Annotated in this window: 19 protein-coding genes; 6 read left to right on the top strand and 13 right to left on the bottom strand. The window is 70.6% G+C overall.

Annotation, left to right across the window (positions count from 1 at the left end; genetic code table 11):
- Nucleotides 1-534: 534 nt before the first annotated feature.
- Nucleotides 535-1,653, top strand: a complete 1,119-nt coding sequence (locus ACQEUX_RS27540) for a hypothetical protein (protein WP_433054274.1) — start codon at nucleotides 535-537, stop codon at nucleotides 1,651-1,653.
- A gap of 110 nt (nucleotides 1,654-1,763) precedes the next feature.
- Here the strand turns inward: ACQEUX_RS27540 and ACQEUX_RS27535 are convergent, their stop codons facing one another.
- Together ACQEUX_RS27535 and ACQEUX_RS27530 are read right to left on the bottom strand one after the other, a co-directional pair.
- The gene (locus tag ACQEUX_RS27535) at nucleotides 1,764-2,768 is read right to left on the bottom strand and encodes a D-alanine--D-alanine ligase family protein (protein ID WP_433054271.1); all 1,005 of its coding nucleotides are present in this window, start codon (nucleotides 2,766-2,768) and stop codon (nucleotides 1,764-1,766) included.
- 7 nt (nucleotides 2,769-2,775) lie between these two features.
- Nucleotides 2,776-4,089, bottom strand: coding sequence for a PLP-dependent aminotransferase family protein (locus ACQEUX_RS27530; protein ID WP_433054268.1), 1,314 nt, complete (start codon nucleotides 4,087-4,089; stop codon nucleotides 2,776-2,778).
- Nucleotides 4,090-4,384: 295 nt separating this feature from the next.
- Between ACQEUX_RS27530 and ACQEUX_RS27525 the strand changes: the two genes are divergently transcribed.
- Nucleotides 4,385-5,050, top strand: coding sequence for a GNAT family N-acetyltransferase (locus ACQEUX_RS27525; RefSeq protein WP_433054266.1), 666 nt, complete (start codon nucleotides 4,385-4,387; stop codon nucleotides 5,048-5,050).
- Nucleotides 5,051-5,086: 36 nt separating this feature from the next.
- On the opposite strand, the gene ACQEUX_RS27520 is transcribed toward ACQEUX_RS27525, so the two are convergent.
- From ACQEUX_RS27520 to murJ, 7 genes are all read right to left on the bottom strand, one after another.
- Nucleotides 5,087-6,250, bottom strand: coding sequence for an N-acetylmuramoyl-L-alanine amidase (locus ACQEUX_RS27520; RefSeq protein ID WP_433054263.1), 1,164 nt, complete (start codon nucleotides 6,248-6,250; stop codon nucleotides 5,087-5,089).
- A 170-nt stretch (nucleotides 6,251-6,420) separates the two neighbouring features.
- Complete coding sequence (gene trxA, locus ACQEUX_RS27515) at nucleotides 6,421-6,744, bottom strand: thioredoxin (RefSeq protein ID WP_053651673.1); 324 nt, start codon at nucleotides 6,742-6,744, stop codon at nucleotides 6,421-6,423.
- A gap of 31 nt (nucleotides 6,745-6,775) precedes the next feature.
- Nucleotides 6,776-7,726, bottom strand: a complete 951-nt coding sequence (gene trxB / locus ACQEUX_RS27510; RefSeq protein WP_433054260.1) for a thioredoxin-disulfide reductase — start codon at nucleotides 7,724-7,726, stop codon at nucleotides 6,776-6,778.
- Between the two features lie 183 nt (nucleotides 7,727-7,909).
- Complete coding sequence (locus ACQEUX_RS27505) at nucleotides 7,910-8,920, bottom strand: hypothetical protein (RefSeq protein WP_433054257.1); 1,011 nt, start codon at nucleotides 8,918-8,920, stop codon at nucleotides 7,910-7,912.
- A complete protein-coding gene (gene sigM / locus ACQEUX_RS27500) occupies nucleotides 8,917-9,633 on the bottom strand; it encodes an RNA polymerase sigma factor SigM (protein WP_433054254.1) in 717 nt (238 codons plus the stop codon). Before sigM ends, ACQEUX_RS27505 begins: the two co-directional genes overlap by 4 nt.
- Before the next feature lie 43 nt (nucleotides 9,634-9,676).
- A complete protein-coding gene (locus tag ACQEUX_RS27495) occupies nucleotides 9,677-11,290 on the bottom strand; it encodes a protein kinase family protein (RefSeq protein ID WP_433054251.1) in 1,614 nt (537 codons plus the stop codon).
- Nucleotides 11,291-11,736: 446 nt separating this feature from the next.
- A complete protein-coding gene (gene murJ / locus ACQEUX_RS27490) occupies nucleotides 11,737-13,476 on the bottom strand; it encodes a murein biosynthesis integral membrane protein MurJ (RefSeq protein ID WP_433054248.1) in 1,740 nt (579 codons plus the stop codon).
- Nucleotides 13,477-13,602: 126 nt separating this feature from the next.
- On the opposite strand from murJ, the gene ACQEUX_RS27485 reads away from it, so the two are divergent.
- Complete coding sequence (locus ACQEUX_RS27485; protein ID WP_433054245.1) at nucleotides 13,603-15,063, top strand: CCA tRNA nucleotidyltransferase; 1,461 nt, start codon at nucleotides 13,603-13,605, stop codon at nucleotides 15,061-15,063.
- 46 nt (nucleotides 15,064-15,109) lie between these two features.
- On the opposite strand, the gene ACQEUX_RS27480 is transcribed toward ACQEUX_RS27485, so the two are convergent.
- A complete protein-coding gene (locus ACQEUX_RS27480) occupies nucleotides 15,110-16,645 on the bottom strand; it encodes a flotillin family protein (RefSeq protein ID WP_433054242.1) in 1,536 nt (511 codons plus the stop codon).
- Between the two features lie 28 nt (nucleotides 16,646-16,673).
- Nucleotides 16,674-17,195, bottom strand: coding sequence for a hypothetical protein (locus ACQEUX_RS27475; protein ID WP_433057173.1), 522 nt, complete (start codon nucleotides 17,193-17,195; stop codon nucleotides 16,674-16,676).
- A gap of 80 nt (nucleotides 17,196-17,275) precedes the next feature.
- Here ACQEUX_RS27475 and ACQEUX_RS27470 point away from each other — a divergent pair, with 80 nt between their 5' ends.
- Nucleotides 17,276-17,755 (top strand): methylated-DNA--[protein]-cysteine S-methyltransferase, encoded by a 480-nt coding sequence (locus ACQEUX_RS27470; protein WP_433054239.1) that lies wholly within the window; start codon nucleotides 17,276-17,278, stop codon nucleotides 17,753-17,755.
- Nucleotides 17,756-17,839: 84 nt separating this feature from the next.
- Here ACQEUX_RS27470 and ACQEUX_RS27465 read toward each other — a convergent pair whose 3' ends face one another.
- Nucleotides 17,840-18,919, bottom strand: coding sequence for an inositol-3-phosphate synthase (locus tag ACQEUX_RS27465; protein WP_433054236.1), 1,080 nt, complete (start codon nucleotides 18,917-18,919; stop codon nucleotides 17,840-17,842).
- A gap of 23 nt (nucleotides 18,920-18,942) precedes the next feature.
- Entirely contained in the window at nucleotides 18,943-19,581 is a 639-nt protein-coding gene (locus ACQEUX_RS27460; RefSeq protein WP_074315526.1) for a PadR family transcriptional regulator, read from the bottom strand.
- A gap of 175 nt (nucleotides 19,582-19,756) precedes the next feature.
- Here ACQEUX_RS27460 and ACQEUX_RS27455 point away from each other — a divergent pair, with 175 nt between their 5' ends.
- Together ACQEUX_RS27455 and ACQEUX_RS27450 are read left to right on the top strand one after the other, a co-directional pair.
- The gene (locus ACQEUX_RS27455; protein WP_433054232.1) at nucleotides 19,757-20,206 is read left to right on the top strand and encodes a DUF5318 domain-containing protein; all 450 of its coding nucleotides are present in this window, start codon (nucleotides 19,757-19,759) and stop codon (nucleotides 20,204-20,206) included.
- A gap of 197 nt (nucleotides 20,207-20,403) precedes the next feature.
- Complete coding sequence (locus tag ACQEUX_RS27450; protein WP_433054229.1) at nucleotides 20,404-23,244, top strand: transglycosylase domain-containing protein; 2,841 nt, start codon at nucleotides 20,404-20,406, stop codon at nucleotides 23,242-23,244.
- The last annotated feature ends 94 nt before the right edge of the window (nucleotides 23,245-23,338 follow it).

Here is a 23,338-nt window from a genome sequence, read left to right as displayed (position 1 = left end):
AGGCAGGCTGATGGCAGCCCCGCTGGGCGGATTCGCGGCCGCCGGCGCGCGGCGCCGGCAGGTGGCCTGGGACGCCGACCCGACGGATCGGTGCGGCGTCACCCGCACCCGCACCCGGACCCACCGCCCGCCTCGCCGTTCGACCTCCGCCTCCGGCCTCTCCACCCCCGTGTCTCTTCTCCCGGGTTCGTGGCGGCCCACGGCTCCAGACACGACAGCTCGACACGTCGAGAGGCCCGACGGTGGCTCGCTGCAGCCGGTCCCTTCAGCGGTGCGGGACAACGACCGACGGGCCGAAAAGTTATCCACACCCGTTGTCCACAGGCACCCCCCGTTTCACGTGAAACAGCGCGTGAGAGCGGGTGCGGGCCTGTGGATGACGGGCTGTGTTCAGGATCTCGGCAGCCTGTGGATATCCCTCCACGGCGCAGTGGTGACCCCATGCACGTGGTCGATGGAGGGTGCTGATCCGGTGGGCCGGGACCGATCAAACAGGTAGGGACAGCGGTGCCAGACTCGGTTAGGGTCAGCGTCGTGCACGACACCCCTCCCTCAGTCCCGGACTTCACCCAGTGGCCGTCGTTCCCCTTCGAGGGTGACCTCCACGTGAAGCAACTCGATGATCCGGTCCCGGTCGAACCGCCCCGGAAGGGCGAGGGTCTCCGGGAATGCACCGCCTGCAACGCACCCGACGACGCCTACATCTGGGTGGGTGAGAGGTGGCGCGTACGGGCCATGGACCGGCCCACCGGACTGCCGATGGTGCTCATCCTGGAATCGCGAACCCACCTCGATCTCGGTGATCTGCCGAACCTGCTTGCTGCCGAGTTGGGTGTGATGACCGTACGTCTGGAGCGGGCCATCCGGTCTCTCGACGGCGTGGCGCGGGTGCACGTCAACCGGTGGGGCGACGGCTCGGCCCACCTGCACATGTGGTTCCTCGCCCGGCCGTACGGCCGACTTCAACTGCGGGGCACCTTCCTGTCCCTGTGGGACTCGATCCTGCCCCCGATCTCCGAGGCGCAGTGGCGGGAGAATCTGGCGCTTGTCGCCGCCTGGCTCGCCGAGTTCGGTGGCCGACCGCTCGCCGAGCCACCCCGGATCCAGTGGCAGGCACCGTCCAGCCTGCTGGCCCAGTCCGCTGCCGCGGATGCCGCTGCCGCGGCGGAGGCTGCGTCGGTCATCGAGGCGGCAGAGGAGATTCCGGAACCAGCGGCCGACTCCACTGTCGGCGCCGGGCCGACCGGCGGCCAGACGGCAACCTCAGCCGATCCCATCGCCTTGGATACGGACGCCGCCGCCCGCCCCTCGGCCACGGTCACCGACCCGACGGGTGAACCTCGTCGGCCGGCATTCGCCACCGACGAGGCGAGCAGTGCGTCCGCCGCCCCGGCATCTGTCACCTCCGACGCGGTCGGGCCGCCCACCAACGGATCCACAGTCCTCCGCGACCCGGCGGACGACACCGTTGACGAGACCGGACCCGAAGCCGTGGACGAAGCCGGTCCCGACACTGGTGACGAGGCCGCACCTGGTACCGCCAACGAGGGCACCAGGCAGGCCGCCTCGGACAGCGGAACCGCGCCTGCGACACCTGCCGCAGCCGCACACACCGATGGCATCGACACACCGGACGTACGCGCCACCCGCTGATGCTGGACCGACCATGAGGTTGGCGGGTGTCGCACACCGGGGTGCCCTCGCCAACCTCATGGTCGACCCGGGGGCCGCACCGCGTCGTGGCTGACGCCCTGACGAGTAGGTCAGGAAGTGGTGAGGCGGGCCGCTGCTCGGGTGACCAGGGAGCCGAGGAGCCGGCCGAAATCCAGCCCAGCCGCCTGGACGGCGAGGGGCAGCAGGGACGTCTCCGTCATGCCCGGCGAGACGTTGACCTCCAGCACGTGCGGCCGGCCGGCAGCGTCCACGATCACGTCGACGCGGGAGAGATCCCGCAGACCGAGCGCGGTGTGCGCGGCGAGGGCCACCTCAGCGACCGTCGCGGCCACCTCCGGGTCCAGCCGGGCCGGAGCGTGCCAGGTGGTCCGCCCCGCCGTGTAGCGGGCGGCGTAGTCGTACACGCCGTTGCGGGGCACGATCTCCACCGGCGGCAGCGCCTGCGGCCCGTCGCCGAGGTCGACCACGGAGACCGCCACGTCCATGCCGGGCACGTACCGCTCCACCAGGGCGGTGGAGTCGTACGCGAAGCAGCCGACCATCGCGGCGGGCAGCGCCCCGGCGTCCCGGACCACCGCGCCACCCAGCCCCGACCCGCCCTGAGCCGGCTTGACCATCAGGGGCAGGCCCAGCCGGTCGACGATCCGGTCCAGGACGGCAACCGCGCCAAGCTCGGAGAAGCGATCGTGCGGCAGGGCCACCCAGTCCGGGGTGGGAATGCCAGCCTCGCGGAGCACCGCCTTGGCCGAGGGCTTGTCCCAGGCGACTCGGGAGGCGCGGGCGTCGCAGCCGACGTACGGGATGTCGCACAGGTCCAGGACCCCGCGCAGCGAGCCGTCCTCGCCGGTGGCGCCGTGCAGTGCGATCACCACGGCGTCCGGCGGATCGGCAGCCAGCGCCGGCAGTAGCGCCACGTCGGCGTCCCGCAGCTCGGCCTCCACGCCGACGGCGCGCAACGCGTCGAGCACTCGGCGACCGGAGCGCAGTGACACGTCCCGCTCGTAGGAGAGCCCACCCGCGAGCACCACCACACGCAGGTCGGCCGAGACGGCGGAATCGGTCACGAGGAGACGCCCGGCGGCGGTCGTAGCCATGCCGGCATCATGCCAAGTCGGGCCCGGGCACGTCGGAGCCGGCCCGGCCGCGTCGGCCGGTGACGCCGCCCACGGCACCGAAGACCCGGCGCATCGCGATCTCCTGCTCCATCACACCGGCCAGCCGGCGGACGCCCTCGCGGATCCGCTCCGGCGGCGGAAAGCTGAAGTTGAGCCGCATGGTGTCGGTGCCGGTGCCGTCGGCGTAGAAGCCGGTGCCGGGAACGTAGGCGACCCGGGCGGCGACCGCTCGCGGCATCATGGCCTTCGAGTCGAGCCCCTCGGGCAGGGTGGCCCAGACGAAGAGGCCGCCGGCCGGCGTGGTCCAGCTGGTGCCCTCGGGCATCAGGTCGGTCATCGCGTCGAGCAGGGCGTCCCGGCGTTCCCGGTAGACCTCGCGATAGACCTTGAGCTGCTGCTGCCACGGCATCGTGCTCAGATAGGTGGCCACCGCGGCCTGGGCGTAACCGCTGGGGCACAGGATCTGCGCCTCGCTGGCGATGACCAGCTTGTCGCGGACCGCGTGCGGCGCCAGGATCCAGCCGACCCGCAGCCCGGGCGCGAAGGTCTTGGAGAAGGTGCTGAGGTAGAAGACCCCGTCCCGGCGGCGGGCCCGCAACGGCGCCGGCGCCTCACCCTCGAACCCCAGCTGACCGTACGGGTCGTCCTCGACGACGAGCAGGCCGGCGCGCTCGCAGATGTCGAGCACCCGTTCCCGGCGCTCCTCGGTGAGCGTCACGCCGGTGGGGTTCTGGTAGGTGGGGATCGTGTAGAGGAACTTCACCCGCCGGCCCGCTCGGGCCAGGTCGGCGATGGCCGTCTCCAGCGCCTCCGGGATGAGCCCGTCCGCATCCATCGGTACGTGCGCAACCTGTGCCTGGGCGGCCTGGAACACTCCGAGCGCACCGACATACGTCGGCCCCTCGGCGAGCACCACGTCACCCGGGTCGAGGAAGAGTCGAGCCACCAGGTCCAGTGCCTGCTGCCCGCCCACGGTGACCACGACATCCTCCGGGGAGGCACCGCACGCGGCGTCGATACCGGAGAGCGCCATCACCTCGCAGATTCGCTCGCGCAGGTCGAGGGTGCCCTGCCCGATGCCGTACTGGAGGGTGGTCACGCCGTGCTCGGACCCGAGCCGGCCGAGCATCTCACCGACCGCGTCCAACGGCAGAGCGGCGATGTACGGTGCGCCGCCGGCGAGTGAGACGACCTCCGGGCGGCTGGCCACCGCGAACAATGCTCGAATCTCGGAGGCGGTCATCCCGCGTACCCGCCGGGCGTACCGGTCGGTGTAGTCGTCGAGTGTCGTGCCGGTCATGACCTCACCTCGATCGCTGCTCGGGTGGCTCCCGCCCCGGGTACCCCACACACCCGTGACCATGGCGGCGGGGACACCGATTGTCGATCCTAGTCCGCCTGAGCGACGCCGCCGGTGTGCCGAGACGGATCGACCACATGGCGGACCGTCCCCGGCGTCCCCCGGTCAGGTGGGCATCTGCGCGTCCCCTCCCGTACCGTCGATCGGCGGCGTACGATCGCTCGTCGGGGGCAGGAAGGCGGCGCTGTCGTTCCATGCCGGTTCCACCACCGAGCCTATTGTGGGGATGCGCCATATGTCGCGACGTCTGGTCAGCCTGACCCTCGACACGTTGGAAGACCTTCCTCGGCCGTGCCGGCAGTGCGTCTACTGGGAGCTGGATCCGGTCTCCGCGGACCGGGCCTGCGCCGCCGGTGATCCGGGCCTGGAGAAGGAGGCGTGGGTCTCGCAGACCCTGCTGGAGTGGGGCTCCTGCGGCAAGCTCGCGTATGTCGACGGGATGCCGGCGGGCTTCGTGATGTACGCCCCGCCCGCCTACGTGCCTCGCTCGATGGCGTTCCCGACCTCGCCCGTCTCCGCCGACGCGGCACTGTTGATGACCGCCCACGTGGTCGCCTCGTTCGCCGGCGGCGGGCTGGGTCGGATGTTGGTGCAGGGCGTCGCCCGGGACCTGACCAAGCGGGGGATCAAGGCCATCGAGGCGTTCGGTGACGCCAAGTTCGGCGACGCGGACGACCCTGCGGGTGGCTGCGTGGCACCGGTCGACTTCTTCCTCTCGGTCGGGTTCAAAACCGTACGTCCGCATCCGCGGTTCCCCCGGCTGCGACTTGAGCTGCGTACCGCGCTGAGCTGGAAGTCCGACGTCGAGTACGCGTTGGAGAAGCTGCTCGGCTCGATGAGCCCGGAGACCCTGCTCCGCCCGGTTCGCCCCGCCCCGGCCACCCGCTCCACCAACGGCTGACCGCCGAACCACGCGAAGCATCCGCCTCGTCGCGGATCAGTCGATCACCGTGCCGGCGGTCACCACGGCCCGCAGCTCGCTGACGTCCAGCGACCCCGTCGGAACGTCCCGTTCGATCGGGTAGTACATCCGTTGCACCGCGGCCACGATCGCCTCCACCACCCGGTCCCGGAACCGGGGGTCGACCAACTGGGCGCGGTCCGTCGGCGAGGTGAGGTAACCGACCTCGACCCGGACGGCAGGCATCCGCGTCAGTCGCAGCAGGTCCCATGTCTTGGCGTGGGTACGGCAGTCCCGTAGCCCGGTGCGGGCGACGATCTCCCGCTGCACCAGCCCGGCCAGGCGCTCACCGGTCGCCGAGGTCACCCCGTTGTCGGTGCCGTAGTGGTAGGTCGCCACACCCTCCGCGTCCGGGTTGGCGTGGCCGTCCAGGTGCAGCGAGATGAAGACGTCGGCGCCGAGCGAGTTGGCCAGCAGGGCACGGTCGGTGTCCGGGAGACATCTGTCGGGCGACGGGCCCCGGGTGAGCTGCACCCGCACCCCGGTCGCGGCGAGTCGCCCCTCCAGTCGGCTGGCCAGGTCGTGCACCAGGTCAGCCTCCGTCCAACGCAGCGACCCGTCGGGCACCACCATGCCCGGGTCGGTCCCGCCGTGCCCCGGGTCGATGACGACCGTCTTGCCGACCAGCGCCGGCCCGGACTGCCGGATCGCGTCGGACTCGCGGAGCCACTGCGGGCGGCCGCCGACCACCTTGCGGCCGATCCGGCGCAGCGCGTTCATCGTGTGCGGGCCGCAGGAGCCGTCGGGGGTCAACCCGACCTCGCGCTGGAACTGGGCCACGGCCCGGGACGTCCGGATGCCGTAGATGGCGTCCGCGCGGCCCACGTCGTACCCCATCTCCAGCAGTCGCTCCTGCAGCGACCGGACATCCTCGCCGGTGAGTGGCTCGGGGACCGCGTGGTAGAGCGTGCGGGCGCCGAGCCGCCAGCGGGCGGCGTCCAGGGCCCGCCAGGTCTCCGCTCCGACCCGGCCGTCCACGCTGAGACCCCGGGACTGCTGGAAGGCGCGGACCGCCCGCTCGGTGTCGATGTCGAACTCGTCGGCGTGCGGTGCGGCGACGGCGAGCAGGTCGAGGCCGGTCAGGATGTTACGGATCTCCGTGACCGCGGCTCCCCGGTCACCGGGTCGGATCGGACGCACGCACGACCCCCTCTGCACGACGCTGGCTGGCCGGGCGGCCCAGGCTTGAGGCTATGCGCTCCGGGGCGGCGAGGTGGCTCGGGCCAGGAAAAACGTCGGTGCTGCGGCCGGAAGACACCGAACCCCGCACCCACCGAGCGGGTGCGGGGTTCGGTTGACGTTTCTGCTGGTCAGAGGGCCGATTCGATGAGCCGGACCAGCTCGCCCTTCGGCTTGGCGCCGGCGATCGACTGCACCGGCTGGCCGTTCTTGAACACGGTGAGCGTCGGCACGGACATGACCCGGTAGGCGCGGGCGGTCTCCGGGTTCTCGTCGATGTTGAGCTTCACGATGCTGACCCGGTCGCCCATCTCACCGGCGATCTCCTCAAGCAGCGGCGACACCTTGCGGCAGGGACCGCACCACTCGGCCCAGAAGTCCACCAGAACCGGCTTGTCCGCCTGCAGCACGTCAGCGACAAAGCTCTTGTCGGTGACCGCCTTGGTATTTCCCACTGTGCCCCTCCTCCGGGATGTGTTTCCTTGTTCAGCTGAGCGTCGCGATGAACCGCTCGGCGTCGAGCGCGGCGGCACAACCGGTGCCGGCCGCGGTGATCGCCTGACGGTAGGTGTGGTCGACCACGTCGCCGGCGGCGAAGACACCGGGCACGTTGGTGCGGGTGCTCGGGGCCTGGACCTTCACGTAGCCCTCGTCGTCCAGCTCGACCTGGCCCTGGAACAGCTCGCTGCGGGGGTCGTGACCGATGGCCACGAAGACGCCGGTCACGTCCATCACCTTGGTCTCGCCGGTGTGCACGTTACGGACCCGTACGCCGGTGACCTTGCCGTCGTCGCCCAGGATCTCCTCGACGGTGCTGTTCCACTCGACCTTGATCTTCTCGTTGCTCAGCGCCCGGTCGGCCATGATCTTGCTGGCCCGGAACGAGTCGCGCCGGTGGATGATGGTGACCGACTCGGCGAAACGGGTGAGGAAGGTGGCCTCCTCCATCGCCGAGTCGCCGCCGCCGACGACCACGATCTGCTGGTTGCGGAAGAAGAAGCCGTCGCAGGTGGCACACGCGGACACGCCGTGGCCGAGGTATTCCTGCTCGCCGGGCACGCCCAGCGGACGCCAGGCCGAACCGGTGGAGAGGATGATGGATCGGGCCCGGTAGGCGGTCTCGCCCACCCAGACGGTGCTCACCGCGCCGGAGCCGGCGTCGCCGGTGTCCACCAGCTCGACGCGGGTCACGTCGTCGGTGAGGAACTCGGCGCCGAACCGCTCGGCCTGCTTGCGCATGTTGTCCATCAGCTCTGGGCCGAGGATGCCGTCAGCGAAGCCGGGGAAGTTTTCCACCTCGGTAGTGGTCATCAACGCGCCACCGGACTGCACGCCCTCAATGATCAGCGGCTTCAGATTGGCGCGTGCGGCGTAGACCGCCGCCGTGTAGCCGGCCGGCCCGGAGCCGATGATGATCAGGTTGCGGACCTCGTCCACTGCCGTCTCCCGAGTTGTGTGTGTTCGGCGTCGGCGCGAGCACCGATGCTGATCCGAGTTGCCGACGCCTGGGTGGGGCCGGCAGCTGACTTCCAGAACGTCATCGTACGAACCGGGGATTCCCGAGCCGGGCATCCGGTGGGTCAGGTCACGTGGACGGTCATCGTGCCGTTGACCGTGGATTCACCCTACCCGCGCTGAATACCGGCTGTCCGAGCCGGACCCGGGCACGCCGCACTCCGGGCCGCTCACCCAGGCCCAGCCGGCCCCGGCCGCGTCGGTGAAACGGATGACCAGCGCCTGCTCGCCCTGGAACCGTGCGTAGTCGATCAGCTCGACCACCAGCGGACCGGATCCGTGTTCCGCCGCCACGTCGGCCAGGCAGGTGGTCAGGGCGGCCTCGTCGGTCAGCCGGGCCAGCTGGTCCAGCCCGTCCGGGGAGGGGCGTCGTTCCCCTTCGGCATCCACTCCGGATTTGGTACCGGGGGTGTTGCTGGTGCCCCGGCTGTGGGCCTGTTCGCTCTGCGTGGCACTGCCGAGGGTCTGCGGGGTGTAGTTCGTACCGCTGTTCAGCGCCGGCCCGGTGGTGCGGACCGCCCCGACAGCCGCACCGCCCTCGGGCGCGCTGGCCGGTTGGTTCAGGGTGCGGGCGCTGTCGGCGGTGTCCGACACACTCGTCGGCAGCTGGTTGAGGCCCAGCGCGACCGCGACGACGGCGATCGTGACGGCGGCCACCGGTGCGCCGCGGCGGGCCCAGCCACGCCGGCGGCGAGCCGGGCCGGTGGCTGCCCGGCGCCCTGACCCGGCCGGTGTGGGGACGGCCGGCCGGCGACCAGCCCCGCCCTGGACCGGCACGACCAGCGGCGTCGCGGCGTTGCCACCCCGGTCGACCCCGTGCGCGGCGGTGTCCTCGTTGGCCGAGATGCCGCTCGGCACCGGCTCCGCAGCGGCCAGCGCGGCGGAGAGGCGGTCGGCGATCGCCTCCGGCATCTCCGGCGACGGTTCGGCCCAGCGGGCCAGGTCCGCACGGACCTCCGTCAGCGCGGGAGCCAGCAGCGCGTACGCCTCGGCCCAGGCCGGGTCCGTGGACACCAGCTGGGCGACCTCCTCCTGCTGCGGGGTGCCGTCCAACGCCCCGCCGAGGTAGTCAGCGAGCAGGTCGTCGTCGACCTCCCGGAACCCCTCGGTCGTCACGTGTCCTCCTGGTTGGCATCCCGCCGGTACCGGCCCGACCCCGATCCGACGCCCCCCGCTCGGCCTGGGTTCCCCGGCGTGACGCCCGGCACGTCCCTGATCGGGTCGGTGGGGTCCGGCCGGACCGAAGGCGTTGTGGCGACGGCCGGACGAAGATGCCCGAGTATCACCGCCAGCCGAGCTCGGCCCCGGGCGCACCGGCTCTTGACCGTCCCCTCGGCGACACCGAGGATGCGGGCGACCTCGGCGACCGGGTAGCCCTGTACGTCCACCAGCACGAGCGCGGCGCGTTGCTCAGGGGGCAGCGCGGCCAGCGCCTCGCGAACCACCAGCGCCGTGTCGTGGTCGGGTGCCGGTGCGGCCGGCTCCACCCCGCCGATGCCCGAGCCGTCCCCAGCTCGATTGCCATCCGGCAGGGGCACGGTCGGATGCGCCTGCCGGCGACGCATCCGGTCCAGGCAGGCGTTCACGACGATGCGGTGCAGCCAGGTGGTGACGGCGGAGTCACCGCGGAACCGGGCCGACGCCCGGTGCGCGGAGAGCAGCGCGTCCTGAAGTGCGTCGGCGGCCTCCTCGCGGTCACCGATCGTCCGCAGCGCGACCGCCCAGAGCCGGTCGCGGTGCCGGTGGAACAGCTCGGCGAACGCGTGTTGGTCACCATCCACGTGGGCACGCAGCAGCTCCAGATCGGTAGCTGCGGCGCGCCCGTCCATCACCACGTCCAACGGATGCGGTGCGACGGTGGAGGCGCCAGACTCACGACCCCTGGACCGTGATCTCCTGGACGTCGACCTGGAAGCCCCGCTCGCTGGCCGGCAACTCGGTGATCCAGAAGAGCAGGTACTGGTATTTCTTGTCGGCGTCGAAGCCGTTGAACGTCATGGTGGTGCCGTCGTGGTCCTCGAACGGCTGCCCGATGGCGTTCTTTTCGGTCTTGTAGTGCGCGATCAGTTGCTTGTCGCCGTTGGAGGTCGCCGGCGGGTTGATGGTGCCGGTGAGGAGCTGGGCGGACGCGTTGGTGCCCGAAAGCACCGCCTGCACCGACTTGACGCTGTGCGGCTCGCCGAGATCAAGCCAGATCCCCATGCCGGACTTCTGATTGCCGAACTTGGCCGCCGTGTACGTGTCGGTGCCCCAGCCCTTGTCCGCGTCGCCGTCGATCACCTTGTCGGCGCCGCCCAGCTCGTCGCGCTTCCTGCTGTCCGGGTCGATGATCCGGATGTCCTTGACGGCCAGCTTGCGTGCCGTGGCGGCGGCCGGGGTGGCACCGCCGGCCGGGGCGCTCGCGGTAGGAGTGGGGGCCTGGTTGGCCTGCGGGTCCTCGTCGCCGTCGCCCAGCGCGCTGATCCCGATCAGCAGGCCCACCAGGGCGACCACCAGCAGCCCGGCGATGCCCACGGCGACCTTGCGACCGCCGGCCGCGGCCAGCGGCGACGGCTCTTCCTCGGTGTCGGCGGCGAACCGCAGGGGCCCGCTGTTGTCGAGGTAGTGCTCATCCTCGGCCGGCACGTCCAGCCGGGCCAGCTCGGCGGCGAGCACATCGGAGGACGGCGGCGCGATCTCGGCGTCGAGTAGATCCATGGTCAGGTCGTCCAGGTACGCGGGCACGCCCGCCCGGACCTGGCGGGGCGCCGCGATGGCACCCCCGGCGTCCCGAACCGCGTCCGGGATGGCGGCGCGGCCGTGGCCGGCGGTGGCGCCACGCAGCGGTGCCTCAGCGTGTGGCCAGTAGCCGGTCAGGGCGAAGTACAGGATTCCGCCGACCGCGCGGATGTCGTTCTCCTGGCTGTCGTCGCCATCGGTGCGGGCGTCGGCCAGGACCACGCGGCCCTCGTCGCTGATCATGACGGTGCCGGGGTGGACGTTGCCGTGGACCATGCCGGTGGCGTGCACAGCGGCGAGCGCGCTCGCGACGGCGTTGCCGATCGCGGTGGCCCGGGCCGGATCCAGTGGGCCGTCAGCCGCCAGGTCGCGCAGGGACTGCCCGTCGACCCACTCGCGCACGACGTACGCCCGGTCGGCCTCGTCGATCGCGTCGTAGACGCCGACCAGGTTGGGGTGGATGACCCGGCTGGCCGCGACGGCGGCCTGAAGCATCTCGGTGGCGGAGTCGCCACCCGGGTAGCGCAGCACCACCGCGACGGGACGGCGCAGGATGACGTCGACGCCGCGCCAGACCAGCCGACCCGCGCTGTCGTTGTTGATGTGCTCAACCAGTTCGTACCGCTCGGCGAGGATCTCACCGGCCGTGGGAGCACCGAAGGTCATGACCGGAGGAGCGCTTTCGTCCGCCTCCTGACCCTCGCCGACCTGGGTCACCCGTCCTCCCTCGGTGATCGTGTCGATCGATGGACCCGCACTGCTGGGCATGTGGCTTCCCGCTCTGCCGTTGAAGGAACCGGCCGACCGGTGTCGACGCGCAGCGCCGGCCCCTGCCGTACCCGTCGAGAGCGACCTTACCCGGGTTGCCCGTATCCCCGACATGTCATCTTCCCGCCGTACCCGGCGGGGTTTCCGGCAGTCGGAGAGCTCGTCCGGTTACGACCGTTGTCAGCCACGTTGCTGGCACATGTACTAGCTAATCTACGGCTTCACCGCAAGTGACCGACGCCGGGGCCGGGCTGCCGTTGCGCTCCCGCCAACTGGCATGTTCCCGCCGATCGGACTGCCACGCTCAGCCGTACGGTTGGTTATCCACAGGCTGATGCGGTGGTTGACCGGCGAATCGCGGAGTTATCCACAGATGCATCCCCAGCCTGGTGATCCGTGGTCACGGTCCGTGCGTGGGTCAACTTTTTGTGATCGGATGCTGGCGGTCAGCGACCGAGGCGGCGGCGGACCATGCCGACCACCTCGGTGATCTCGCTGATCCGCAGCAGCATCGCCAGGCCCAGATAGGTCCCGCCGATCACCGCGCCGCCGATGACGAGCTGGATGGCAGCCTCGGTCCAGCTCGGCGTGTCGTCGCCCGGCAGCAGAGCGATCACCAACCAGCCGACCAGCGCCGCGCCGAGTGCGGCGACCACGACCCGGCCGAGAGTGCGCATGATGCCGCCCAGGCCGATCCGGCCAACCCGAGGCCGGAGCAACCAGGCAGAGCCGACCGCTGCGGCCAGGTAGGAGACCGCGTTGCCGATCATCATTCCGGCCGCCGCGAAATGCGCGGCGAACGCGGCGAAGAGCACGATCTGCACGCCGACCCGCAGCGCCACCACCGGAATGTTGATCAGCGCCGGGGTGCGGGTGTCCGGCAGTGCGTAGAAGGCGAAGGTGAAGAGCTGGCTGATCGCGAACGGCACCAGCGCGAGGGCGGCGGCCAGCAGCACGGTGGAGGTGGCCGTCGCGTTCTCGGCGCTGAACGCGCCGTACCTGAAGACCACCACCGAGATCGGGGCGGACAGCACGGCGTAGCAGACCGCGATCGGTGCGAGCACCGCTGTCACCATCCGGACACCCCGCGAGAGGTCGGCGGTGACGTCGTGGAAGCGCCCGTCCGCTGCCGCGGCGGCCATCCGGGGCATCAGCGCCGTGATGATCGAGACGGCGATGATGCCATGCGCCATCATCAGCAGCAGGAAGACGTTGTTGTAGATCAGGATACCGGCCTGGTCCTCACCCGCGGCTCGGGTGAGGAGGTTGACCACCACGAAGAGACCGAGCTGGTTGACGGCCACGTAGCAGAACATCCAGGCGCCGAGCTGGGCCAGCTCGCGCAGCCCCAACTCGCGGAAGTCGAACCGCCACCGCCAGCGGAAGCCGACCTTGCGTAGCGCCGGCAGCAGCCCGGCGGTCTGCACCGCCACGCCGAGCAGGGTGCCGCCACCAACCAGCAGTGTCCGCCCAACGCCCACCTCCCCGGGCTGCAACCCCTTCGCCCCGAAAACCACGATGTAGAGGCCGAAGGTGCCGATCACCACCAGGTTGTTGAGGATGGGGGCCCACATCGGCGCGGCGAAGTGACCCCGGGTGTTCAGCACCGCGGCGATCAACGCGCTGACCCCGGTGAAGAAGAGCATCGGAAGCATCAGCCACGACAGGTGCGTGACCAGGTCGGTGTAGTCCTCGTCCTTGCCGCTGGCGTAGATGGCGGTCAGCAGGGGCGCCGACGCCATGGCGAGCAGGGCCGCAGCGGCCAACGCCAGCACCGCGAGACTGAGCAGCCGCTGGGCGTACGCCTCGCCCCGGTCCGCGTCGCTCTTGCGCCGACGCACCAGGACCGGGATCAGCACGCTGGTCAGCACCCCGCCGAGCAGGAACTCGTACACCTGGTTGGGGAGAAACTGGGCGGTCGTGTACGCGTTGCCGATCAGGTTGCCGAGGGCGGCACCGATCATCAGGTTCCGGATGAAGCCGGTGCCCCGGCTCACCAGACTGCCGATCGCCATGACGGCGCTGTTCGCAGCGGCGCTCGTCTCGCCAACGACCTCGGGCGGGGGTGCCGTGGCCTCCACCGCAGGCTGATTCAGCGGCTCCGCGGAGATGAAGATCGCCCCGTCAGCCGGCGGTACGTTACCGTCCGGCATGGCGTTGGCGCTGCGGTAGAGCCCGCCGCTCATCTCCAGCCTCCCAGGGGTACGTCGAGCCGGACACCGGCCCGCACGTCACAGACCTTAGTCAACCGCTACCCGTTACCCGCGCCCGGCGGATCGGATCACACCCCGGCCCGATAGGCTGGCGATCCCATGTCCGAAGCCTCTGCTCCCCACGCCGCCGACCGCCGCGAACTCACCGCCGCGCAGCGCAACGCCGTCGCCGAACTGCTCCGGGTCTCCCCGGTCGCCGACGAGTTGGGCCGCCGGTTCGTCCGCGCCGGTCACGAGTTGCACCTGGTGGGCGGTTCGGTGCGGGACGCGCTGCTCGGGCGACTCGGGGACGACCTCGATTTCTGCACCGACGCGCACCCCGACGAGACGCTGCGGATCATCAAGGGCTGGGCCGAGTCGGTCTGGGAGACCGGCCGGGAGTTCGGCACCATCGGTGCCCAGCGCGACGGCCTCCGACTGGAGATCACCACCTTCCGCGCGGAGTCGTACGACCAGGTCAGCCGCAATCCGGTGGTGGTGTACGGCACCAGCCTCGACGAGGACCTGAAGCGGCGCGACTTCACCATCAACGCGATGGCGGTCAGCCTGCCGGACCACCGGTTCACCGACCCCCATGGCGGGCTGGAGGACATCTCCGCCAAGGTCATCCGTACCCCCAGCACCCCGCGCGAGTCGTTCGGCGACGACCCGCTGCGGATGCTGCGGGCCGCCCGGTTCGCGGCCCAGTTGGGCTTCGCGGTGCACCCGGACGTGCACACGGCGATGGGCGAGATGGCCGCCGACCTGGACCGGATCACGGCCGAGCGGATCCGCGACGAGTTCACCAAGCTGCTCTGCGGCGCCGACCCGATCACCGGGCTGCGGCTGCTGGTCGACACCGGTCTGGCCGAGCGGTTCCTGCCGGAGCTGACCGGGTTGAAGCTGGAGATCGACGAGCACGCCCAGCACAAGGACGTCTACGAGCACACGTTGACGGTCGTCGAGAACGCGGTCTCCTACGAGGAGGAGGGCTGCGACTTCATCCTGCGGATGGCCGCCCTCATGCACGACGCGGGCAAGCCGGCGACGAAGGCGGTCGGGTCCGACGGCCGGGTCAGCTTCCACCACCACGAGGTGGTCGGCGCCCGGTTGACGAAGGCCCGGATGAAGGCGATGCGGTACCCGAAGGAGATCACCGCGAAGGTGACCGCGCTGGTCGCGCTGCATCTGCGCTTCTACGGGTACGGGCGGGGCGAGTGGACCGACTCGGCGGTGCGCCGCTACGTCGCGGACGCCGGTGACCTGCTGCCCCGACTGCACAAGCTGACCCGCTCGGACTGCACCACCCGCAACCGTCGCAAGGCCGCTCAGCTCGCCGCCGACTACGACGCGCTGGAGGATCGAATCGCCCGGATCGCGGCCGAGGAGGACCTGGCCCGGGTCCGCCCCGACCTGGACGGCAACGCGATCATGGAGCTGCTCGGCGTACCCCCGGGACCGGTGGTCGGACAGGCCTGGAAGCACCTCAAGGAGCAGCGCCTGGAACACGGCCCGCTGGATCGCGACGCCGCTGAGGCCGAGCTGCTGCGGTGGGCCCGCGAACAGGGCCTGATTGGCTGAGGGCGCCACCCCCGACTCGGGGAGCGGCGCCCATCGGCGTACGGCGTCAGCGGGTCTCGACGGCCGTCCCGTCCACGGCGGTGGTGCCCTTGCCGGTCACGGTGCCGTTGCCGCCCGCGCTGGGAGCCGGGCCGAGCCGGGCCAGCAGACCGGCCAGGTCGATCCCGGTCAGGTCGCTGCCGAGCTGGAGCCCCTGGGCGACGTTTCCGGCCACCGACTTCGTCAGTGACGACGCGCCGTCGGTGGAGATGACGGTCATCTTGTCGATCGCCCCGATCGGTGCGCTGGCCGCCGCCACCACCTGCGGCAGCACCTTGACCAGCAGGTCCAGCACCGCCGCCTCCCCGTACGCGGCGAACGCCTCGGCCTTGCGCGCCATCGCGTCCGCCTCGGCCTCACCCTTGGCCAGGATGGCCGCCGCCTCGGCCTGACCCTCCCGCTCCACCGCCTCGGCGATGGCGGAGCGCCGCCGCTGCTCGGCCTCACCTTCCTTGGCGCCCTCGATGGCGTTCGCCTCGGCGAGCGCGGCACGCCGGGCCCGCTCGCCCTCACCGGTGAGCCGGGCTTGTTCGGCGGAGGCCTGCGCGGCGGCGATGACCGACTGCCGCTGCGCGTCCGCGTGCAGCACCGCCGCGTTCCGGGACGCCTCGGCCTCCTGCTCCACCTTGTACCGGGCCGCGTCGGCGGGCTTGCGTACCTCAGTGTCCAGTTGCCGCTGCTTGAGTTCGGCGTTGCGCTCGGCGACCTTCTGCTGCTCGGAGAGGATCGCCTGGTCCCGCTCGGCCTGGGCGAGCGGGCCGGCCGCGGCCGACTTCGCCTTCGCCGCGTCGATCTCAGCCTGGATGCCGGCCTGCTTGAGGGCCAGGTTCCGGTTCGCCTCCGCGATGGCCTCCTCGGCGAGCAGCCGTTCCTGCTCGGCCTGCTGCCGGGCCCGAGCCTCGGCAATGGCCGCGTCCTTGAGCACCCGGGCGGCCTCGGGCCGGCCCAGGTCCTGCAGGTAGGACCCCTCGGCGAGGATGTCCTGAAGCTGGAAGGTGTCCAGCACCAGGCCCTGGTTGGTCATCGAGTGCTCGGCCTCCTCGGCCACCGCGCTGGCGAACGCCGCCCGGTCCCGGATGACCTCCTCGACGGTGAGTCGGCCGACGATCGAGCGCAGCGCGCCGGCTAGCACCTCGCGGGTGAAGTTGTCGATCTCGTCCTGCTGGTGCAGGAACCGCTGGGCAGCGGCCCGGATGGCGTCCTCGGTGCCGCCGACCTTGACGATCGCCACGCCGTGCAGGTCCGCCCGGATGCCCTGCTTGCTCACCGCACCCCGGATGCCGACGTCGATCCGGCGGCTGGACAGGTCGAGTGACTGGAGCTTCTGCACCACCGGCAGCACGAAGACCGAGGCGCCCAGCACGACTTTCTGCCCGGAGTTGTCGGTGGACCGGCCGCCGTCGGCGGTCTGCGTGGTGCGGCCCTTACGGCCGGTGACGATGAACGCCTCGTTCGGCCCGGCCACCTTGATCCGGGAGAGCACGAAGAGCACCAGGATGAGCATGAGAAGGACCGCGCCACCGATGGCGATTAAAAGGGCCATATAAGGAGTCCCGTCTGTGAAGAGGAGGTCAGTAGGTCTCGACGTGCACGCTGGTCTCGCTGAGCGCCTGCACGACGAAGACCTGGGCGCCGATCGGAATCGGGTGGTCCGCGCGGGCGCTGAGCTTGACCGGTTGGCCGGCGAGCCGGATCCGGACTTCGCCGTACCCATTGACCGGCACCGGCGTGACGACCAGGCCGAGCGCGCCGACCAGGTCGTCGCGGGTGGGGGTGGGGTCGGTGCGCATGTTCCGCGCGGCCCGGCTCAGCCGGGACGCCAACCAGCCGATGGGCACGGCGGCGAGCAGGCCGCCGGTCGCCGCGCCGACGATCATGCCGGGTGTACGCGCACCGAGCAGTTCGTTGACGATGGCCGCGCCGAACCCGAACGCTCCGGCGAAGCCGGCGACCGTCTCGACCGAGACCGGACCGTCCACGTCGGCGTGCCCGAACTGGAACAGTTCGGTGCCGAGCAGGGCGAGTGCGAGCACCCCGATGCCCGCCCCACCGACGATCAGAAAGATGAGCGTCCCCGTTGCCACGACCTGCACGGTATCGACGCGGCGCAACGTCGACAGGCTCCCGCCGGCGGGGTATGAGGGGGTCCGCCCGGGTCGGGGAGAATGGGTTGATGCGTTGGACCGTGCTCGACTCACCGATCGGCGAGTTCTCCGTGGCCACCGACGGCACGAGCGTCTGCGGCGCCCATTTCGGTCGGGTCGAGTCAGCGGTCGACGAGCCCGACGACGCGCTGTCCGCGCAGGTTGTCGCCGAGTTGCGGGCGTACTTCGCCGGTGAGCTGACCGCGTTCACCGTTCCGGTGTCGGTGCCGCGTGGCTCGGATTTCGAGCGGGCGGTGTGGCGGGAGATGACCCACATCCCGTACGGCGAGACGCTGACCTACGGCGAGGTGGCGCGACGGGTCGGCGATTCCGGGGCGGCCCGGGCAGTGGGCGTGGCCTGCAACCGCAACCCGGTCCCGGTGATCGTGCCGTGTCACCGGATCGTCGGTGCCGGCGGCAAGCTGGTCGGGTTCGGCGGGGGCCTGCCCCGCAAGGTCAAGCTGCTGGAGCTGGAGGCCGGGGTCGCCCTGCGACACGCCTGGTCCTGACCGACCCGCCGGGTGGGTGTCGGGACGCGGCGAGGGCCGGGTCCGTACGGACCCGGCCCTCGGCCGTGCTGATGGCTCAGCGGGTCAGCGCTCGACCTCGCCGGCGATGAACTCCTCGACAGCCTGGTGGGCGTCGTGGTCGGCGTACTGCACCGGCGGGGACTTCATGAAGTACGACGAGGCCGACAGGATCGGGCCGCCGATCTTCCGGTCCAGCGCGATCTTCGCGGCCCGGACGGCGTCGATGATGACGCCGGCCGAGTTCGGGGAGTCCCACACCTCGAGCTTGAGCTCGGCGTTGAGCGGGGTGTCACCGAACGAGCGACCCTCCAGGCGGATGTACGCCCACTTGCGGTCGTCCAGCCACGGCACGTGGTCCGACGGGCCGATGTGCACGTCGCTCTTGCTCATCTCGTGCGGGATCTGCGAGGTGACCGACTGGGTCTTCGAGATCTTCTTCGAGACCAGCCGCTTGCGCTCCAGCATGTTCATGAAGTCCATGTTGCCGCCGAAGTTGAGCTGGTACGTGCGCAGCAGCTCGACGCCGCGGTCCTCGAAGAGCTTCGCCAGCGCGCGGTGCACGATGGTGGCGCCGACCTGGCTCTTGATGTCGTCGCCGACGATCGGCAGGCCAGCGTCGGTGAACTTCTGGGCCCACTCGGGGTCGGAGGCGATGAAGACCGGCAGGGCGTTGACGAACGCGCAGCCGGCGTCGATCGCGGCCTGGGCGTAGAACTTCGCGGCCTGCTCCGAGCCGACCGGGAGGTAGCAGACGACGACGTCGACCCGCGCGTCACGCAGCGCCTGCGCCACATCGACGGGGGTGGCGTCGGACTCCTCGACGATCTCGCGGTAGTACTGGCCCAGACCGTCGAAGGTCGGACCGCGCTGCACGGACACGCCGGTCGGCGGCACGTCGCAGAGCTTGATGGTGTTGTTCTCGCTGGCGACGATCGCCTCCGCGAGGTCCATGCCCACCTTCTTGGCGTCCACGTCGAACGCCGCGACGAACTCCACGGCGGAGACGTGGTAGTCGCCGAAGGCGACGTGCATGAGACCCGGGACGCGGTCGTTCGGGTCGGCATTCCGGTAGTACTCGACGCCCTGAACCAGGGACGAGGCGCAGTTACCCACACCGACGATGGCGACGCGGACGGAGCCCATAGCGTCTGCCTCCTTCTTTTCTGTCACGGCCGCTCTTTCCTGGTCTCTCCAGGCGGAGGCGGGCTGTTGTCTTCTCGTCGGCCACCGGCCGTCCCGATGTTCGGGACCGTCGGGGCTCGGCCGGAGCGCTCGTTCGCGATGAGCTCCTCCAGCCAGCGGACCTCACGCTCACAGGCGTCAAGGCCGTGGCGCTGCAGTTCCAAGGTGTAAGCGTCGAGGCGCTCGGCCGCCCGGCCCAGCACGTCGCGAAGCCCTTCGCGACGCTCCTCGATCTTGCGGCGGCGACCCTCCAGAATGCGCAGTCGGGTCGCCTGGTCGGTCCGGGCGAAGAACGCGAAGTGCACACCGAAGCCCGTGTCGTCGTACGTCTCGGGCCCGGCCTGTGCGATCAGCTGGGCGAAGCGTTCCTTGCCTTCCGCGGTGATTTTGTAGACCACCCGACCTCGTCGGCTGGTCAGCGCGGGAACCTCCTCGGCGGTGGCGGGTGTCTCAGCAGCTTCGGTGATCCATCCCGCCGCCTGCAACCTGCGCAGGGTCGGGTAGAGCGAGCCGTAGCTGATCGCCGCCCGGATCGCGCCGAGTTTGGCGGTCAGCTCCTTGCGCAGCTCATAGCCGTGCATCGGAGACTCCTGCAGGAGGCCGAGGATGGCGAACTCAAGCACTGGCCACCCTCTCTTTACCCTCCGGCGTCGAGTGGTAACCGCCGCGATGTATCGGACCGATACATCGCACGTTAGCGGGTCGCGCGGGCCAGGGCAAACCCCCGTTCCGAGGTGGTGTTGTCACGGAACGTGAGCGTGGTCGCCTGCTCGGGCCGGACCGCGTACCCTTCTTCGCATGCGTACGCAGCGCCAGGTCGTCGACTACTCGCTTCAGAAGCGAGCAGTGCTGCGTGAGCTCCTGGCGGGCCGGGTCGGCACGTACGACGTCTGCGACGCGTCGCCGTACCTGAAGAACGCCGCCCGGTTCCACGGCGAGCCGACCGACCGGCGTTGCCCGATCTGTCGGAGCGAGAATCTGACCCTCGTCCACTACATTTACGGCGACGAACTCAAGCAGTCCGCCGGGCAGGCCCGGACACTGACCGAGTTGCCCGTGCTGGCGATGACGCTGCGTGAGTTCCAGGTCTTCGTGGTGGAGGTGTGCCTCGGCTGTGACTGGAACCATCTCGTCGAGCAGTACCTGCTCGGCCGGGACGGTCTGACCGGCGACAGCGACGGCACCGGCGAGCGGGACGTGACGGGCGCCGAGGGCGCCGGTCGGCGGAGGCGAGAGGCGCAACGGTGATCGCAGCTGGTTGGACCGGCCCCGGGGCCGTAGAGGACACCCGGGACGGTCGACCGCTCGTTGGTCCGATTGGCCCGATTAATACGGCAAATACCTCGGTGAGTCGGCGCCCCCGTGCCGGTGTCCCGGGTGAAGCAACTCACGGCAACCCGGTGGCGGCGCAGTCGCGCCCCACCGCGACCGGCAGGGTGTGAGGAATGAACTCGTACGGCGATCCCAGTTCTGCGCGCGGACGGGCCCAGTACACGGGCCCGGGCGGCGACGACGACGCGTACCGCCGACCCGGCGCTGACGCGCGCGGGAGCGGCTGGTCGGCCTCGGAGGGCGGCGCGGCGACCCCGGGCCGCGCCTCGGTGACACCGCGGGCCGCCGGTGGGCGGGCCACGGTCGGCGGTTCGGCCTCGGTGCCGCCGCGTGCCGGTGCGGCCGCCGGGTCCGCTTCGGTGGGTTCGGCATCCCCCGGCCGAGCCGGGCGGGCCTCGGTGCCGGTGTCGCCGGCACCGGGTGTGGCCCCCGGTCGCGCCGGCGCGGGCCGGGCCTCGGTGCCCGTCTCCCCGGCACCGGGCGCACCGGCGGGTCGGGCCGTGGTCGGTGCCGCTGCCGTCGGTGCCGCCTCCGTCGGCACCGGCTCGGCGGGTCGGGCCAGTGTCGGCTCCGCGTCGGTGGGTGGCCGTGCCGCGGTCGCCCGGGCGAGCGTCTCACCGGTCTCCGGCGGCCCTGGTGGGCCGGGCGGCCCTGGTGGGCCGAACGGCCCGGGGCGGGGCGGTCGTGGAGCGGGTGACTCGGGTGCGGCGGCGCGAGCGAAGAAGCGCAAGCGGATGAACCTGCTGATCGCCGGCTTCGCGGTCTTCATCATGCTCGCGGGCGTCGGCGTGGTCGGGTTCACCTACTACTCGACCAACGTGGTCATGCCCGACGAGATGCCGTTGCCGCTGTCCACCACCGTCTACGCCAAGGACGGCAAGACCCCGTTGGCCAAGCTGGGCAGCGAGAACCGCACCTTCATCACGATCAAGGACATCCCGCAGCACGTGCAGGACGCGGTGGCGGCAGCCGAGGACCGCAACTTCTACCGGCACTCGGGCGTCGACTACAAGGGCATCGTCCGGGCCGCGTGGAACAACGTCTCCGGTGGTGACAAGCAGGGTGCCTCGACGATCACCCAGCAGTACGCCCGCAACGCGTTCGAGAACCTCCAGGACGACACGTACGGCCGGAAGGTGAAGGAGGCCATCCTCGCCTCCAAGCTGAACGAGAAGTACGACAAGCCGGAAATCATGCAGCACTACCTGAACGTGATCTACTTCGGCCGCGGCGCCTACGGCATCGAGGCCGCGGCGCAGACGTACTTCGGCAAGGCGGCGAAGGACCTGACCGTGGGCGAGGGTGCGGTGCTCGCGGCGGTCATCAAGCAGCCTGTGGCGAGTGAGACCCACCAGGGGTACGACCCGGCGGTCAACCCGACCGACGCCAAGTCGCGGTGGGACTACGTGATCGGCGGCATGAAGAAGGAAGGTTGGGTGGACGCCCCCGGGCGGCCCGCGTCGCCGACCGAGTACCCCAAGGTTCTGGCGCCGAAGAAGGGCGGGAACGGGTTCGGTGTCGACAGCCCGCGAGGCAACGTCATCAACTACGTCCGTCAGGAGATGGACACGATGGGTCTCTGCTCCGACAGCGGTGCGGAGGGCAAGACGAGCTGCGTGGACGCGCTGCGCGACGGCGGCTACCGGATCACCACCACCATCGATCCGAAGCTGCAGACCGCAGCCGAGAACACCGCGATGCAGTCGAAGAAGGGTTCGGAGCTCAACGACCAGCCGAAGAACCTGATGGCGGCGGTGGTCTCGATCGACCCTTCGAAGGGTCGCGTGCTCGCCTACTACGGCGGTGACAGCGGCGCCGACTTCGACTACGCGGGCAAGAACACCGACAAGAACGGCGACCTGACCGGTGGACACCAGCCGGGCTCGTCGATGAAGGTGTACACCCTGGCCGCCGCGATCGAGGCCGGCATCTCGGTCAAGTCGCACTGGGACCCCACCCCGTTCAAGCCGGAGGGCACCAAGGTCGAGATCGGGAACGCCAACCGCACCAACCTCAAGTGCGGCAAGTGGTGCACCCTCGAAGAGTCGACGATCCAGTCGTACAACGTGCCCTTCTACTGGGTCACCGACGAGATCGGCCCCCAGAAGGTGGTCGACATGGCCAGGAAGGCCGGCGTGACCACCATGTGGGGCGTCGACCCGCCGCAGGCCTTCGACCTGTCGAAGAAGCAGAAGACCCCGTTCGACAACTGGACCGGTTTCGGCAAGTACCCGATCACGGTGTTCGACCACGCGAACGCCATGGCCACGTTCGCCAACGACGGCAAGTACATCAAGGCCCACTTCGTCATCAAGGTCGAGCAGCAGGACAAGGACACCGGTAAGTGGAAGGTGGTCGGCAGCGAGCGCATCAAGCCCGAGCAGCGGATCCCCAAGAAGATCACCGACGAGGTCACCGGCGTCCTGAAGCAGATCCCGCGCCCCAACGACCTCTCCCTGGAAGACGGCCGCCAGGCTGCCGCCAAGACCGGCACCTGGGAGTACGACAAGGACGACAACTCGCACGCCTGGACGGTCGGCTACACCCCGCAGAACGCCACCGCAGTGTGGGTGGGCAGTAGGGACCCGAAGAAGCCGGAGATCCGGCTCGCCAGCGGCAAGGACATTGGTGGTTCGACGCTCCCCGGCCCGATCTGGGAGAAGTACATGAACGTCGCCCTCAAGGGCCAGGAAGAGATTCCGCTGCCCAGCGTCACCGGCGAGGGCGACGTCACGAAGGGCAACGGCGTGGAGACGAAGGCGCCGCCGCCGATCTTCCCGGGTCTGCCCGGTGGGCCTGGCGGGCCCGGTGGGCAGCCGCCCTGTGACCCGCTGACCAACCCGTTCTGCCCGCGTGACGGCGGCAACCCGGGGGGTAACCCCGGAGGCCCCGGTGGCGGCGGAGGCGGAGGCGGAGAACTGCTGCCCAGCCTGCCACCGTCCAACCGGGACTGACCCGCACCACCGCACCACGCGCCGCCGCCGGCCGGACGACCTGTCCCGGCCGGCGGCGGCGTATTCGTACCCGGATCTCCGTGCCGGGACGGGA

It is taken from the genome of Micromonospora sp. CA-259024, from assembly GCF_050936255.1.
In the GTDB taxonomy this organism is placed as follows: domain Bacteria; phylum Actinomycetota; class Actinomycetes; order Mycobacteriales; family Micromonosporaceae; genus Micromonospora.
Note: the sequence above shows the minus strand (reverse complement) of the source record. Positions and strands in the feature narration are given on the sequence as shown.